Source organism: Thermosporothrix sp. COM3 (assembly GCF_059696735.1).
Window position 1 is genome coordinate 6,408,700 of the sequence record NZ_AP019376.1, and the last position, 16,800, is coordinate 6,425,499.

Here is a 16,800-nt window from a genome sequence, read left to right on the forward strand (position 1 = left end):
AAATAGACAAAGAGCATCCTGCACACGAGGATGCTCTTTTTTTGTATGCTTCCATGTTTGCTTCAAAACCTATTTGTTAAGCTCAAAATATCTACTTGCATATGTTGCAAATAAGCTATAATGCTGAACAATAATATATAGAATTCCGCTCTGGATTATGCTATGCTATATGCGAATGTATAGGGAGGCAGAGTTTGGAACGCGAATTTTCTCTGCTTCGTATCATAATCAAACAGCAGCATAGCCAGAAGGAGGCAAGCAGCAAGCATGGAACGGCCTTTTAGCACATTGCGAAACTGGGGGGAACGAGGATGGAATGCCAGCACCAGAGAAATGGGCGGCTTTAAGAAGTTTATACTACGCGGAAACGTCGTCGATCTGGCTGTTGGTGTGGTGATTGGAGCTGCCTTTAGCGGGGTGGTGGACAGTCTGGTCAAAGATTTTATTTCGCCATTAATTGGCGTGGCCTTATTGACATTACACCTCAATCAGGACTTTAAGAATGCTTTCTGGGAGTATCAGGGGCAACGTTTCGCCTTTGGTGACTTTGTGAACGCGCTCATCTCCTTCTTGATTGTTGCCTTTGTGTTATACTTTTTTGTGGTGCGACCGGTTGCCTTGCTTCAGGATCGTTTCTTGCCGCGTGAGGAACCGAAGGCACCGGAGAAGCGGGAGTGTCCTTTCTGTCTCAGCGAGGTGCCGTTGAAGGCAACTCGTTGTGCCTATTGTACTGCTCAGCTTCCTCCCGCAGAAGAAGGGACACCAGCCGAAGTCAGGTAGGGCATGGCAGGGAAGCTTCTTTGTACTGCTTGCATGGCAGGGTGAATAAAGGTATACTGCCTGAGGGAATTATGCTCTACCAACTTCCCTATAGGTTAGCTTGTACTGGACAGGGGTACGTCAAGAAGAGCAAGAGGTTATTATCTGCATTCGTATCCATATTGGGCTTGACGACCCCTGTATCCATGAGATTTTCATAGAAGGCAAAGGAGAAATTCACTCATGTCGTCACCATCTGAGCCGATCCGCCTGGAAGACCGCATCAGAGATATTCAGGATTTCCCACAGAAAGGCGTTCTCTTCAAGGATATCACTCCTTTGTTACAGGATGCTGCTGCTTTTCGGGCTGCTATGGATCGTATGGCGGCTCATTATGCCGGTGCCGGTATTGAGGTAGTCGTGGGCGTAGAGTCACGCGGCTTTATTTTTGGTGCGCCACTGGCATACCTGCTCAATTGCGGTTTTGTTCCTGTACGCAAATTCGGGAAGCTCCCATCCGAGACGGTCAGCGTTGAGTATGCGCTGGAATATGGTACCAACATCGTTGAAGTGCATAAAGACGCGATCAAACCCGGCCAGCGTGTCCTGATTGTTGATGATCTTCTTGCGACTGGTGGAACTGTTTCGGCGGCAATGGAGCTGGTGGAGAAGCTCGGCGGCCATATTGCCGGTATTGCGTTCCTCGTTGAGCTGTCTTTCTTGAAGGGTCGCGAGCACCTGAAGGGGCACGATGTCTTTGCCCTGATTAAATACTAGGCCGCCTGGTATTGGTAGTTGCATATACTTTTTGTCTGTTGCCCGTAGCAGGTGTGCGCGGGCACTGGCTTTTCATGGGGCGTTCGAGCATCCCGCTTGACGTTCTGTTCCTATTCCCTTTATACTGAAACGTATGCAAATGAAGGTGTGCGCTGACATGCATCAACAGAATTACTGCTATTATTACCGATCTGCCCTCTGTGTGGGTGGACCGGCATGTTGCATGCGCACATAAATGGGTCTGCTGAGACCATACAGAGGGCAGAGGTAGCAATAACCTCTGCTTTTTTATTGCTCTTTTTTGTCGGAGGTTTTTTGATGGCTCAGGATGAACAGGCGCTTCTGGCGCGCTTTGCCAGGACAACAGAGTCGATGGTTTCATCGGAAGAGTTTCAGGATCTGTTGCGTTCTGGACGGCAGCTTCGGATCAAGTACGGCGTTGATGTCACAGCACCATTTCTGCATATCGGGCATGCAGTCAACCTGTGGATGACACGCCAGCTTCAGGATCTGGGACATAAGGCTGTCTTCCTGATCGGTGACTTTACCACGCGCATTGGCGATCCGACCGGACGAAATAAGCTGCGCCCGGTGCTCTCACGGGAAGAGATTGCAGACAACATGCAGCGTTTTCTTGAGCAGGCACGGATGGTGCTGCGCTTCGATGATCCACGCTTGCTTGAGATTCGCTACAACTCGGAGTGGTATGATGCTCTCTCGGCTCAGGAGCTGCTACAACTGCTGGCTCAGGTAACCCATGCCCGTCTGATTGGCCGCGATATGTTTCAGGAGCGTATACGGCAGGGACTGGACATCCATATGCATGAGCTGATTTACCCGGTCTTGCAGGGCTACGATTCTGTTATGCTGCACTCTGACCTGACAATTATTGGTTCGGACCAGCTCTTTAATGAAATGCTTGGACGCTTTTATCAGGAGCGGCAAGGACAGCGCCCGCAGGTGATTATCACAACCCGAATCACGCCAGGAATCGATGGGAAGGCCAAGCAAAGCAAGAGCCTGGGCAACTACATCGGTCTGGGCCATAGCCCGCGCGACAAGTTCGGACGTGCCATGAGCATTCCCGATGAGTTGATCCTGCCCTACCTGGAAGTTTATACCGATGTTTCGACGGAGGAGCTTCGGGAGCTCGCTGCGCAGGTAGCCATAGAGCCAATGCGGTGCAAGCTCCGGCTGGCGTATGAGCTGGTATGCCGCTATCATGGTGGAGCCGTCGCCGAGCAGGAACAGCAGTGGTTCCTTGAGACGTTTTCCACACGTCGAACACCGGATGAGATGCCGGTGCTGACGATTGAAGCGGGCGAATATAACGCACTGGCCGTATTGCAGCGCTTTTTTGCTGGCAGCAAGAGTAACCGAGAGCTGCGGCGGCTGTTTACGCAAGGCGCGGTTTCGCTCAATGGTGAGACGTTGTGGGTGCCTGAGCAGCCTGTAAGCGCATTGAATGGGGCGGTGTTTCGCGTGGGAAAACGCACCTGGTTTCGGGTCGAGGAGTGCTAAGAGCCAAAAAAGCCGCGAAGCCCGGACGGGGTTGTCCGGGCCTCGTGACCTGCGCAGCGTAGATCGAAAAGGAGGTGCTGCGCATGTGTGGGCGCTAAAAGTACCGGCATCAGAGCAAGGAGATCAAGTAGTGATATGCGTTGCCCGGGGCTTCAGGCGTTTAGCTCTCCTGCACTTTACTACTGCCGCTTTCAAGTAAGTTGCCTTCCAGACCAACGGAGGGCAAGAACTGGGACTGGGCCTGTGTACTCAGTGGCAGTCCCCACAGTTTAATAAAGCCAAGTGCGGCGTTGTGATCGAACTGGTCGCCGCTATCATAGGTCGCAAGGGCATGATCGTAGAGCGAATGGTCTGATTTTCGTCCAACAATGGCGCAATTGCCACGAGAGAGCTTGACACGTACGGTGCCGCTGACAAAGCGCTGTGAGCTCTGGACGTAGGCCGCAAGATCCTGATGGAGGGCGCTATACCATTGACCGTTATAGATCAGGCGGGCGTACTCGTTCGCGACCAGCTCTTTAAAGCGTGTCTGCTCGCGGCTCAGTGTCAGGGTTTCCAGGGCCTTGTGGGCAGCGTGGAGCACAACTGCTGCGGGCGCTTCGTAAATCTCACGGGACTTGATCCCGACGAGACGGTTTTCGATGTGGTCGATACGGCCAATTCCATAGTTTCCGGCCTCTTTATTGAGGCGCTCGATAATCGTCACGCCGTCCAGTTCTTCGCCATTCAGCGCGACGGGAATGCCATGCTCAAAGGTGATCTCAACGTAGGTTGGCGCTTTCGCTTCCATTGTGTCAGGATCGAGCGTCCAGGCAAATACATCGGCGGGTGGCTCGGCCCAGGGATCTTCCAGCACACCGCATTCAATACTGCGGCCCCAGAGATTCTGATCAATTGAATAGGGGCTGGCGTTGGTGACGGTGATGGGAATATTATGCTCTTTCGCGTATGCAATCTCGTTATCGCGGGTCATACTCCACTCACGAACCGGAGCGATAATCTTCAGATCAGGGGCCAGCGTATTGATCGAGACATCGAAGCGCACCTGATCATTGCCTTTCCCGGTACAGCCGTGGGCGACCGCAACGGCTCCCTCCTGACGTGCGACCTCGACCAGCAGGCGGGCAATCAACGGGCGAGCCAGCGCGGTTGCAAGTGGATACTGCCCTTCATAGAGCGCACCGGCCTGAAGAGCGGGCCAGACAAAGTAGCGCACGAAGTCATCGCGGCCATCGATGACCAGTGCTTTGACGGCGCCGATTTTCTTCGCACGGGCTGCGATCGACTCCAGATCGCGTTCATTGCCGACATCTATCGTGACCGCGATAACGTCCAGATCATACTTTTCTTTAATCCAGCGGATGGCAACCGAGGTATCGAGTCCCCCGGAATAGGCCAGAACAACGGTTGACATGAATTACTCCTCCACAAAGGTGCCGCCAACAAGCTGCTGAATTGCCTGAGTGAACGCGTTTTCTCGTTCGGCCCAGGCCTCTTTGGCCTGTTGCAGGTGTTGTTGTGTCTTTTCCAGACCGAGGTTTCCAGAGGCTCCCAGATGACTGCGGGCTTGCAGGCGCTTTAACAGTTGCACCTGGCTCTCGACCGGAAACGGAATGTTGCGTTCAAGCTGCGCAATAACCTCAGCGCCGACAATACGATAGGCGTCGCGGAATGGCATATTTGCCTCCTTCGCCATATCATAGGCGCGATCAGCGGCGAACAGTTCAAAGGTGCAGGCTGCAACTGCTCGCTCGGTGTTCACGGTGATGTTATCGACCACCAGTTTACAGATATCCAGAGCATCCTGTACAAGGTCCAGCGCTTCCATGAAGGGAAGCTTGGTCTCCTGATAATCCATGTTATAGCCGGAAGGAAGTCCGGTAATAATGCCCAGGATTTGCTGTTGATAGGCAAGCATGGTCTGGGCGCGGGCGCGTACCAGCTCCATCACACCAAGATTGCGCTTTTGTGGCATAATGCTGCTTCCCGTGCAGAGCTCTTTCGGCACCCGGAAGAAGCCATACTCGACCGTTGTGTACAGCAGTGTATCCTGTGCGAGCTTGCTCAGGTCGAGCATAATCTGAGTGAGTGCCTGTACAATGGCCGCTTCGACCTTGCCACGACTGTTCTGAACATAGATCACGTTATTCTGAACATGGTCGAAGCCGAGCAGATCAGACACATACTGTCGATCAATCCCGATGGGAACCCCATAGCCAGCGGCTGAACCAAGCGGCGATTGATCGGCAAGCTCGTAGCTTGCGGAGAGTAGCTTTTCATCGTCGAGCAGCGATTCCGCAAAGGAGCCAGCCCACAGGCCAACCGAAGAGAGCATCGCCCGCTGCATATGGGTATAGCCGGGCATCGGGATTTCTTCATACTTGCGGGCAAAGATCAGCAGCGAATGCGCCAGCGCAAGCAGTTTTTGCCCGACAAGGTGAAGCTGCTCTTTGCTGTAGAGGCGCATGTCAACCAGTACCTGATCATTGCGCGATCGGGCCATATGGATCTTCTTTCCGGCTGCTCCGGTTTTCGCTGCCAGGAAATTTTCAATACTGGTATGGACATCTTCATCAGAGGGCTGGATGGTGAATTGCTGTTGCTCATCCAGCTCAAGGATTGTGCACAGAGCCTCGTGCAACTGCTGATGCTCTTCGGGAGTAAGAATACCGATCTTCCGAAGCATCGCGATATGGGCAAGGTTTCCCCAGACGTCGTGGCGCACAAGGCGAGCGTCAAGCACGCTGTTCTGGGCGGCCTCATAGCGCTCAACCTGCTCGTTCACGCTGTAGCCCTTCTGCCATAACTTGCTCATGAACTTTTATGCTCCTTCTGGCACCAGGCCCGCCAGCGTGTTTCGGCGTGCGATCAGCTCAAAGGGCAGACCGCGCAGATGAGCGGCGGGGGCGCATTCTTTCTGGTTAAAGCTGGCGCTGTGAATCGAGCGCACATCGGGAAAGAAGAGACCACTCTTTGATGAGCGGGAGACGATATCAATGTTGCCTTTGTAGAGATCAATCACATACTCGCCATTAACTACCTTCTGTGTCGAGGCGATGAAGGCATCAATCGCGTCTTTGAGCGGGTGGAACCACTCCCCATGATAGACCATCTTTGACCATTGGGCGTCGAGCTGGCGCTTGAGTTGAATTTCTTCTTTGGTCAGGCAATAAAGCTCAAGGTCACGGTGGACTTTGAGCAGGATCTGTGCGGCAGGAGCCTCATAGATCTCGCGGGACTTTAGCCCCATGATGCCGTCTTCAAACAGGTCAATTTTGCCGATACCGTTGGCGCCACCGATGACGTTCAGTTGCTCGATGATCTGATCAAGGGGCAAGATATCCCCATTGAGGGCAATGGGAAGCCCATTTTGCCAGGTAAGGGTAATGGTCGTCGGGGTCTCTGGCGCTTTGGCGGGTGGCACAAGCCACATCCAGATCTCGTCAGGAAGCCGGGTATCAAGGTCAATGCCGCCGCTGGCAATGGAGCGACACCACATTGTCTTGTCATCACCACCTGCGATCAACTCTTCAACCTGGATACCGTAGTGTTCGATCAAAAGCTGTTCTTCACCGCGAGTCAGGTCAAAGTCGCGCACTGGCACAAAGGTTGGCAGGCCAGGAGCGAAAAGGGCAAAGACGTTATGCATGCGGTATTGATCGTTTCCCTTGCCGCTGGAGCCTTCCATCAAAGCATCACATCCCAGTTCCAGCGCCTTCTGGGCCACTTTTGCCGCGATAAGTTGGCGGGTCATCGAGGTGGAAACCGGGTACCCGTTGTAGTCGGAATTGGCCTGAATGGCTTTGGTCAGCCAGTACTCGGTAAACTCCTGCTTCGCATCGATCACAATGGGGGTGATACCAAGCTGTTGTGCTCGCTTTATGCTGGTGTTGAGCTCATCGGCTCCCTGGCCAACATCAACGCTGATCGCATAAAGCTGTGCCGCATGATATTTGGTCTCAGCGAGTTTGACGCAGAGGGTTGAATCCAGGCCGCCAGAGTAAGCAAGCGCGATCGTATGATTCTGGGGAACATCAACGGTGTTGAGTTTGTTCAATGCCAGTTTGAGGGCATGCGTGGTGGTCGTGGCTGTGTTGTCCTGATCGTGAACCGCCATGTGTGTACCTCCTTCAAACGTGATGCTCGTGGAAGGAGTGGACTTTTCTGCCTGTCCCGCCCCTTCCGGTCACTGACATTGAAGGGACGAGAGTGTCAGGCCTGTCCTGCACACACCCGTGGTGCCACCCTACTTGTCTTTCTGGTTCTGCTCGGGAGAGTAGACGTCGAAAGACCGCTTTTTATGGTTGATTGCTGCACGGGAACCACCCGTCTTACCTACTTACCAGTGTATGGTTTTCTTCGGTAGCCGCTCGCGAACGCGTTCTGAGGGCGCATTACCTTTCCGAACTCTCACTCTGCTTCGGATCGCTGTTGGCCGCTACACTCATACTACTTTCGCTCAACGCGGGTCAGTCTACTATTTTGTGTAGTTGGAACTTGCTTTTAATAATACATGTCTGTTTTTCAAATGTCAATGGGGGGGACCAGGAAAATGTGGGGACGGCGGTTTTGCGGTGCCGCGCGTTCCCACATTCACTATTTCTCAATCTGGATCCAGTAGAAGTCTAGCCTGTGTTACGCAAACCAGCGGCTACACCATTGATTGTCAGTAGAACGGCGTAGGTCAGGCGCATGCGCTCTTTCTCTTCTGTGCTGGCTGTGGCTTCCGCCTCACGATCAAGCATCAGCGGGCCGCCCAGTTCGCGTAAGCGGCGCAGCAGCGCGACCTGAAAGTAGCTCATGGGGTCGACGTAGGGATTACGTCGCTTGATCGATTGCTGCAACACCGGTGCGGTGTCGAGCAGTTCCTTTCCGCCGACAATCTGGCAAACCAGGCTTCTGGTACGCTCATATTCTTCCTGGATAGTGTGCGAGATCCGGTCTCGGAGCGCTGGATCTTTGACCAGCGAGGCGTAATGTTGCGCAATATGCATATCCGCTTTGGAGAGCGTCATTTGCAGGTTGTCCAGGAAGGCACGGAAGAACGGCCACTGGCGATACATCTGTTGCAGCAGCCCGAGTCGCTGGGGCTGCTGACTGATGAACTCTTCCAGGGCGCCACCAACGCCATACCAGCTTGGCAACACGTAGCGGCTCTGCATCCAGGAGAAGACCCAGGGAATAGCGCGCAGGTCTTCAATGGTGTTGCCCCGGGTGCGGCGTGCCGGGCGTGAGCCAATATTCAACCAGCCAATTTCTAGAATCGGCGTTGCCTGCTCAAAGAAGCTCAGGAAGGATGGATCATTGTAGATCAGATCGCGGTACCGTTTATGCGCATTCGCCGAGAGCAGTTGCATAGTATTACGCCATTCCTCGGTGGCCCGTGGATGCACCTGCGTCTCAATGATGTGCTCATCCGGGATACTGGAGCGTGCCACGCCAGCGATGACCAGTTCCATATTACGAATCGCAATCTCGTAGAGCCCATACTTAAAGGAGAGCATTTCGCCCTGCTCAGTAATGCGCAGACGGCCATGAATCGTCCCGGGAGGCTGGCCGAGGATCGCTTCATAGATCGGACCACCACCCCGACCGATCGCGCCGCCGCGCCCATGAAACATGGTGATCCCGATCTGGTGGCGTTTGCCAAGCTCTGTCAGCCGGAGCTGTGCTTCGTAGAGCTCCCAACCAGAGGTCAGAATACCGCCGTCTTTGCTGCTGTCCGAGTAGCCAAGCATGACCTGCTGCTGATCCTGACAGTTGCGCAGATAGGCGCGATAGTTCGGATGGGTAAAGGCCTGTTCCAGTATTTGTGTACAGGCATGTAGATCATCAATCGTCTCAAAAAGGGGCACAATGGGGAGATCATCAATGCCTGCTTCCTTACAGAAAAACTGTACCTCCAGCAAATCACTGAGTGAGTGCGACATGCTGATGATATAGCAGGTGATGACGCGTTTCCCATACTCGTCCCGTGCCTGCTTGACTCCCTGGAAGGTGCGCAGGATATGCCATGTATCCTCGCTGAGTTGCAGACCGGGACGAGTCAGGATGCGCGGATCACGCAAGAGCATTTCCAGAATGCGCAGGCGTTCCGCTTCCTCAAGCTGGCTGTAATCCTGTTCGCAGAGTCCTGTGACCTGAAGTAGTTCGGCCAGAGCGCGGGCATGGCGTTCGCTATGCTGGCGCACATCGAGGGCGACAAAGTAGAAGCCGAAGAGCTCTACCTGTCTGAGCAGGCGACCGAGGCGGCCTCTGGTGAGTGCCTCTTCGCCATTCTCACGTAGGCTATCACGAACAAGGAGCAGGTCGCGGTGTAGTTCCTCTGCTGTTTGGTAAGCGACGTTGCCATTGTGCCGGTCAAGGGTTGCGCCGAGGCGCTTCCAGATAAACGAGAGCTTACGGCGGTATGGCTCAAGCGCTGTCTGGGGGCCGAGTTCATGATCATAGTCCGGCATGCACTGCGCGTCATAGTCCAGCGACTGCTGAAGCTCTGGTGTGATGCGGACATAGGAGAGTGACTGCGAGAATTCGGCGGCCAGTTTTTCGATACTGGTGCGATACTGCTCGATAATATGTTCGCGTTGCAGTCGCAGGGCTGTATGCATGGTTGTCGCGCTCACATAGGGGTTACCGTCCTGATCGCCACCAATCCAGGAACCAAGCCGCAAGAATGAGGGCACGGTTACACCGGGATAGCTCTGTTGGAGCAGCTCTTCAAACTCGCTGTAGAGATCGGGCAGAGCATCGAACAGGATCTCATCCAGATAATAGATGCCCATTTTGACCTCATCAATGGGCTGTGGGCGCACGCGTCGAACGGCGTCCGTACGCCAGAGCAGGTCAATGGTCCCTTCAAGCTGTTGTTGCCAGCGGCTATGCTCCCGTGGGGTCATAGTCTTCTGCTGATCCTGGATTTCAAGCAGGTGAGCAATCTGGCTTGACTTGGTGATGAGGCTACGACGCGTTGCTTCTGTTGGATGGGCCGTAAAGACAAGATCGATGGACATTTCGTTCAGGAGTTGTTGAACGGCCTCCGCGGATAAATTGTTCTGTTTGAAAAAATCGATCAAAGCCGAGAGAGAACCGCGTTGTGGGGTGCTCTGCTCGCTTAATTCATGTGCGCGCCGACGTCGAATGCGGTGATATTGCTCGGCGGTATTCACCAGATGGAAGTAAATAGTGAAGGCGCGAATCACATCGATGGCGCGTTCAAGTGAACAGCCATTGACGAGATCTGTGATTTCCTCATCCAGACGGCGAATTTCAGCCTCAATCCGGGCTTGCTCTTCTGGTGTGGCATCGACCTGGCGTTCTGTGCATTCGCGGAGCCGTTTGCACCGTTGGCGTAGACCCTCAACAGTGTTAAATACTTCGGGACCCCCGTACCGCTGGATCGCCTCGCCGAGAGCATTTCCCAGTGTGCGAATATCCGCGCGCAGAGGGGCGTCAATTTCGCGACGACTTTCATGGTCTGACATCTTTTTCCTCTACCAGAACATTTTGTTTTTCTGTTCAAGTGATTGTCGGTAAGGCGGTCATTGCCATACATGTTAGCCCTTCATTGTGACCTGTTTTTCTCATTCTATCATACCAGAAGGAGGTGAGCCCCAGGAGCGGCGCTTTTCTCTTGAACCGGCAAGATTTTGTACAATAGGGATGGAGACAGTGGCCGCTCTGTGGCAAGAGCCTCGTGAGATGAAGAACGTGGTATAATAGATATTACGATCCTCTACCGTGAGATACCGGCTGCTTGACCCATACAATCTCAGAGAGGAATAAAGAAATACGATGACGTCATTGATTCCCCGTACCGTTCTTTTTGGCAATCCAGTTCAATCGAGCCCGCAGATATCGCCTGATGGTACCAGAATGGCGTATCTGGCCCCGGTAAATGATGTGCTGAACGTTTGGGTAGGCACTATCGGGCAGGATGATGCTCGACCGGTGACCCGTGACACAGAGCGCAACATTCGCTTCTATATATGGAGTATGGATGGTTCCTCTATTCTCTATATACAGGATAAAGGCGGCGATGAGAACTGGCACCTGTATATCACCGATATCGCGAGCGGCGAAACTCGTGATCTAACTCCTTTTGAGGGCGTACAGGCACAGGTGATTTATTATGACAAGCATTTCCCCGAGCAGATGGTAGTCGGTCTGAACAAGGAGAACCCGCAGATCTCAGATGCCTATCGGCTGAACCTGGCTTCAGGAGAATTGACACTGGCCGCGAAGAATCCCGGGAACGTGATCGGTTGGGTGGCTGATATGCGATTGCAGGTTCGTGGTGCAATGGGCATGCGGCCCGATGGTGGCGCTGATATGCTGGTGCGTGACACTGAGGAGGGCGAGTGGCGTCTGTTGTTGAGCTGGAGCAGCGAGGAGACTCAGAATAGCTCTCCGCTTGGCTTTACCCATGATGGACAGGGGCTTTATTTGCTCGACGCACGCGATGCCAATGCCGGCCGCCTGGTGAAAATGAATCTGGCTGACGGACAGCTTGAGGTGCTGGCCGAGGACCCACACTATGATGTTAGCGATGTGATTACGCATCCAGACACCCATGAGATACAGGCCGTCTGTTTCAAGAAAGAGCGCGATACCTGGCACATTCTGGATGAGTCCATTCGCGCCGACTTTGCCCGTATCCAGGAGTTGAGAGATGGCGATGTCGCGTTGCTGAGTCGTGACGATGCCGATGAAACCTGGATTGTGGGCTTTACGCTGGATAATGGGCCAACTCCCTACTATGCCTATCACCGCCCGACTGGGAAGGCACAATTCCTGTTTGACAATCGTCCGGACCTGAATAACTACACACTGGCCCGCATGCAGCCGATCTCATTTACCGCTCGCGATGGCCTGATCATTCATGGCTATCTCACGCTCCCGGTTGACAAGGATCCGCATCAGTTGCCACTGGTCTTGAACGTGCATGGTGGTCCCTGGGCGCGCGATTCCTGGGGTTTTCATCCCGAGGCGCAATGGCTGGCGAATCGCGGCTATGCCTGTCTTCAGGTCAACTATCGAGGCTCATCCGGCTATGGCAAGGACTTTCTGAACGCGGGAGATAAAGAGTGGGGGGGTAAGATGCATGATGATCTTGTCGATGCCGTGAACTGGGCTGTTGAGCAGGGGGTAGCTGATCCGAAGCGTGTTGCGATCTATGGTGGCTCATATGGAGGCTATGCCGCGCTGGTCGGGGCAACCTTTACCCCGGATCTGTTCTGCTGTGCCGTTGATATTGTCGGCGTCAGTAACCTGATCTCATTTATCAAAACTGTTCCTCCTTACTGGGTGCCGATGCTCAGCATGCTACATCAGCGAGTTGGCAACCCCGATACCGAAGAGGAGTTTTTGAAATCGCGCTCGCCGCTCTTCAAAGTGGACCGCATCAAGATTCCGATGTTGATCGCACAGGGAGCAAATGATCCGCGAGTGAAGCAGGCAGAGTCCGAGCAGATTGTTGAGGCAATGAAGCAGAAGGGGATCGAGTATGAATATCTGTTATTCCCCGATGAAGGGCATGGCTTTGCGAAACCGGAAAATCGCCTGAAATTCTATGCAAGGGCTGAAGAGTTCCTGGCGAAACATCTGGGTGGTCGTTATGAGAAAGCGTAACCGGTGCGTCGGTTTCTGTGGAGGAATAGAACCTCCACAGAAGCACCTGTTGAGGGATCTTCCATGATTGATGATCCGATGAAAGTGTTTGCGGGGAGTGGAAGTCGCCAGTTGACCGCGCGTATCTGTGCTTATCTGGGCCTCCCCATGGGGAAGAACGAGACCTTACACTTCTCCGATGGCAATACCTTTGTGCGCATTCTGGAGAACGTGCGCGGGCGACGTGTCTATCTGGTGCAGTCAACGATCTTTCCAGCCAATGATAACTTCATGGAGTTGCTGTTCTGGATAGATGCCTTTAGGCGTTCCGGTGTCGATTCGGTGACGGTGGTTATTCCTTATTTTAGCTATGCCAAAGGCGACAAAAAGGATGAGCCGCGCGTCTCGATTCGGGCCCGGGTCTGTGCTGATGCGATAGAGGTTGCAGGTGCGGATCGGATAGTGATGATGGACCTGCACGCGCCGCAGATTCAGGGCTTTTTTCATCGGCCCGTTGATAACCTGTACGCGCTGCCGTTGCTGTGCAACCGCATTAAGAAGCTGAATCTGGAGAACATTGTTGTCGTTTCACCTGATGCGGGCTTTGCCAAGCAGGCCCGCCGGTATGCCTCCTGTTTGCAGGCTCCAATGGCGATAGCCGATAAAGAGCGGAGCGGGCATGATGAGAAGGCAAGTATTCTGCAACTGATCGGAGATGTGCGAGGGAAGACCGCTGTCATTGTTGATGATTTCACGATCTCTGGTGGGACGCTGGCGGCAGTGGCGCAGGAGCTGGTCGCACATGGGGCTGTGGCGGTCTATGCTGCGGTCACGCACGGGGTGCTGACTCCGGGGTCCATTGAGCGGATTGATGCAAGCCCGATTCAGCGGCTCTTTATTACCGATACGGTAGAGAACCAGCCGGTAACCTTTTCACAGAAGATCGAGGTGGTCTCTGTCGCATCGCTGTTTGCGGAGGCAATGAGGCGTATCCATTATCGTGAGAGCATCAGCGAAATGTTTCGCTACTGAGAGAACGGTAACGGGTCCGTTGCCGGCAGGAGCGCTCTTGCTGTAGAATGGCCTTCTTAGGAAAGTGGTGAGATGTGCCAGCTCCGATCAATATTGGCTTCAGCCAGACTAAAAGTGTAAACAAATGGGGACTGTTCCCGTTTATACATTATGAGAGGGATACATCCAGGCAGCCGGAAGGAATCCGCTGCTGTTCTCTTTTCTGGCAAAGGGGCAGGAAAGGAAGAACGGGAGTGAGGACTATCGGGCCTTTATTTGACTTTTTCTACTGAAAACCATAGTAAGGCTTGATAGTGAAAGAGACTCCATGACACAACAGAATGGATGGTGTATAATGGAGCCGCTAATAGTAGCTTAACGAACGAGGAGCGCAAACCAATGAACGGCGACATGATTGGTCGCGTTATGAAAGATCGGTATAAACTCATTGACGAACGGGGACGGGGAAGCTTCGCTACGGTATATGTTGCGCGTGACCTCAAAAACAACCGTATCTATGCCGTCAAAGTCATGCATATGGACTTCTCAAATGACGATGACCTTCTTGCGCGTTTTCAGAGAGAAGCATATATATTGCAACAGTTGCAGGACCCCCATATTGTCCGTATTATAGAGTATGGTGACGATCACAATATGCACTATATTGTGATGGACTACATTGATGGGCAGAGCCTCAAGTACTATATGATTAATCAGGGACAAATGGACCCGCTGAAAGCAATAGGGTATGCTCGTCAGATAGCGGAGGGATTGAACGCGGCATACAATAAAGGGGTGGTGCATCGTGATATCAAGCCCCAGAATATTTTGATTGACTCGAACAACGTGGTAAAGATCACTGATTTTGGTCTGGCGCGGAGCCGGGAGACTGTCACGCTCACTCAATCCAATGTCTTTATGGGGACTGCCTTCTATATCTCTCCTGAGCAGGCAGCAAGTGGGCGCTCGGCTGATACGCGCTCGGACCTGTACTCAGTTGCTGCGGTTTTATTTGAGATGCTGGCTGGTTGCCCTCCGTTTCAGGGAGAGACAGCCGTTGAGATTGTGATCAAGCAGATCAATGAGCCCGTACCGTCAATTTGTCGCCTCCGCTCCGACTTGCCTTTAGAAGCCGATCGCTTTATGATGAAAGCGCTTGCCAAAGAGCCCGGTGATCGTTTTCAGACTCCACTTGAATTCATCACAGCGCTTGATCGTTTGCAAGAACATATTCCCCAGACGCTCTCACCGCTCTATGGTCGCGGTGGGATGGGACATGAGAAACTGGTATCGGGTGATCTAGCGCCAGACAGGGCTCAGAAAAAAGAGGCCTGGATGACTGTTTCGGCTTCGGGGAACCGTTTTCACTTGCAAGGGGATAAATTAATTGTGGGGAGACGTGATCCAACGCTCGGGATCTATCCAGATATCGATCTGGCTGACAAAACCGTTGGGCGACGGCATGCCTATCTTCACAGGCAGGGAGACACCTATACAGTTGAAGATCTTGAGTCCCGCAATAAGACTCGCTTGAATGGAGAGATCTTGATGCCACATCAGCAGCGTCTTCTCAAAGACGGTGATGTCCTCCGTTTTGGAAGCGTTGAGGCGCGTTTTGAATTGCGATAACGTGGCGTTCTTTTGCATGGAGTCGCGTATGTAGGGATACCCGCACGGGTGCCCGATTCAGGTCGGGTGGCACGTACTCTCCCTGGATGCTTTGCGGGAGAGGTGGAGAGGCCGCCCCTACGACCAGAGGGGTGAAAAAAAAGATGAATAGTGTAACGCTCGTTTCTACAGCGAAAAGTATTCCTGCGCCTGTATTTGCACTTGCCGGATTCCAGCCTAATCCTCTGTTGCTCATAGTTGCCATCGTGGTTATTGTTCTTGTTATTATTGCCATCGTTTTCGTTGTCATACGGATGGGCAAGAAGAAAACGGACGCTGCGGCTCCGGGGATGGGCACAGGCAATGAATGGCAGCCGCAGGGACAGCAACAGGGTGGCTGGAATGCGCAGCCGCAAATGCAGCAGCAGGGTGGCTGGAATGCACAGCCGCAAATGCAGCAGCCTCCACAGCAGGCCGGTTGGGGACAGCCCGATATGCAGCAGCAGGCTGGTGGTTGGGGACAGCAGCCCGATATGCAGCCTCAGCAGGCCGGTTGGGGTGCACAACCACAGCAGCAAGGCTCCGGCGCTAGTTGGGGGGCTCAGGCTCCGACACAGCAGGCCGGTTGGGGTGCACAACCACAGCAGCAGGGCTCTGACCCTACCTGGAATGCACAGCAGGCCGGGGGCTGGAATACTCCCAATCCTGTCGCACCGCAACAGCAGCCCGTAAACCAGTGGGGGGGAGCAGGTTCGCAGCCTTCGTGGGGAGCTCCGGGCAGTCAGGACGCATGGTCACAGCAGCCACAACCACAGCAACAGGCCGGTTGGGGTGCGCAGCCACAGCAGCCCGTGCAACAGTCTGCTCCTACGGTCTTTGCAGGTGGCGGGAATAACGCGGCCGGTGGCTGGAATCAGCAGCCGCAGCAGTTTGGTGCGACGCCTGCTCCGGCTAGCGAACAGCAGTGGGGGGCTCCACAGCAGTATCAGCAGCAGAATGCTCCCTGGCAGCCACAGCAGGGCGGTTTCAATACCCCAATGGGTGGAGATCCGACCGTTTTTGCCAGCGAGAACGACGCAGATAAGACCGTTCTCCGCTCGCAGAACCCGGTGGCCGGTATCGGCTATGTGCGGGTGAAGAAGGGCAAAGATGAGGGACGCGTCTATGAAATCCGCAAGGAGTCACTGAGCATTGGTCGAAGCCGTGAGAGTGATATCTTCCTGGAAGATCTGGCCGTTTCTCGCTTGCATGCCTCACTCGTCAACCTCGGCAATGGGAACTATGCCTTGAAGGATGAGGGAAGTGCCAACGGCACGAAGGTGAATGACCAGCTCGTCAACAAATATCAGACCTATCAGTTGAAGGAAGGTGATGAGATCCAGCTTGGACAGACCGTCCTGGTCTTTAGCCGTCGCTAATCGCTGATAGAGGAACTGACGCAGTCGTAGTGTCATAAAAAGGGAGAAAAGGGATGTTGTCCTTTTGTGGCACTACGATATCTGCTACAATAAGGGGAAC

General features: G+C 53.6%; 11 protein-coding genes. 7 read left to right on the top strand and 4 right to left on the bottom strand.

Annotation, left to right across the window (positions count from 1 at the left end):
• Positions 1 to 267: 267 nt before the first annotated feature.
• The 3 genes from mscL (at position 268) to tyrS (ending at position 3,057) form a co-directional block, all read left to right on the top strand.
• Positions 268 to 780 (top strand): large conductance mechanosensitive channel protein MscL, encoded by a 513-nt coding sequence (gene mscL, locus KTH_RS27505; RefSeq protein WP_497622089.1) that lies wholly within the window; start codon positions 268 to 270, stop codon positions 778 to 780.
• A 222-nt stretch (positions 781 to 1,002) separates the two neighbouring features.
• Entirely contained in the window at positions 1,003 to 1,536 is a 534-nt protein-coding gene (locus KTH_RS27510) for an adenine phosphoribosyltransferase (protein ID WP_281278958.1), read from the top strand.
• A 318-nt stretch (positions 1,537 to 1,854) separates the two neighbouring features.
• Positions 1,855 to 3,057: a tyrosine--tRNA ligase gene (gene tyrS / locus KTH_RS27515; RefSeq protein ID WP_497622091.1), complete on the top strand. Its 1,203-nt coding sequence runs from the start codon at positions 1,855 to 1,857 to the stop codon at positions 3,055 to 3,057.
• A 160-nt stretch (positions 3,058 to 3,217) separates the two neighbouring features.
• On the opposite strand, the gene KTH_RS27520 is transcribed toward tyrS, so the two are convergent.
• The 4 genes from KTH_RS27520 to ppc form a co-directional block, all read right to left on the bottom strand.
• A complete protein-coding gene (locus tag KTH_RS27520; protein ID WP_111324600.1) occupies positions 3,218 to 4,471 on the bottom strand; it encodes an argininosuccinate synthase in 1,254 nt (417 codons plus the stop codon).
• Positions 4,472 to 4,474: 3 nt separating this feature from the next.
• The gene (argH, locus tag KTH_RS27525; RefSeq protein WP_497622094.1) at positions 4,475 to 5,872 is read right to left on the bottom strand and encodes an argininosuccinate lyase; all 1,398 of its coding nucleotides are present in this window, start codon (positions 5,870 to 5,872) and stop codon (positions 4,475 to 4,477) included.
• A gap of 6 nt (positions 5,873 to 5,878) precedes the next feature.
• On the bottom strand, positions 5,879 to 7,174 hold the full coding sequence (gene argG, locus KTH_RS27530; RefSeq protein WP_497622095.1) for an argininosuccinate synthase: 1,296 nt from the start codon (positions 7,172 to 7,174) through the stop codon (positions 5,879 to 5,881).
• Between the two features lie 508 nt (positions 7,175 to 7,682).
• On the bottom strand, positions 7,683 to 10,538 hold the full coding sequence (gene ppc / locus KTH_RS27535) for a phosphoenolpyruvate carboxylase (RefSeq protein ID WP_497622097.1): 2,856 nt from the start codon (positions 10,536 to 10,538) through the stop codon (positions 7,683 to 7,685).
• Positions 10,539 to 10,848: 310 nt separating this feature from the next.
• Between ppc and KTH_RS27540 the strand changes: the two genes are divergently transcribed.
• From KTH_RS27540 to KTH_RS27555, 4 genes are all read left to right on the top strand, one after another.
• Entirely contained in the window at positions 10,849 to 12,684 is a 1,836-nt protein-coding gene (locus KTH_RS27540) for a S9 family peptidase (protein ID WP_111324604.1), read from the top strand.
• 63 nt (positions 12,685 to 12,747) lie between these two features.
• Positions 12,748 to 13,695: a ribose-phosphate diphosphokinase gene (locus tag KTH_RS27545; protein WP_111324605.1), complete on the top strand. Its 948-nt coding sequence runs from the start codon at positions 12,748 to 12,750 to the stop codon at positions 13,693 to 13,695.
• A gap of 378 nt (positions 13,696 to 14,073) precedes the next feature.
• Positions 14,074 to 15,303 (top strand): FHA domain-containing serine/threonine-protein kinase, encoded by a 1,230-nt coding sequence (locus KTH_RS27550; protein ID WP_170142790.1) that lies wholly within the window; start codon positions 14,074 to 14,076, stop codon positions 15,301 to 15,303.
• Positions 15,304 to 15,446: 143 nt separating this feature from the next.
• The gene (locus KTH_RS27555; protein WP_497622100.1) at positions 15,447 to 16,700 is read left to right on the top strand and encodes an FHA domain-containing protein; all 1,254 of its coding nucleotides are present in this window, start codon (positions 15,447 to 15,449) and stop codon (positions 16,698 to 16,700) included.
• The last annotated feature ends 100 nt before the right edge of the window (positions 16,701 to 16,800 follow it).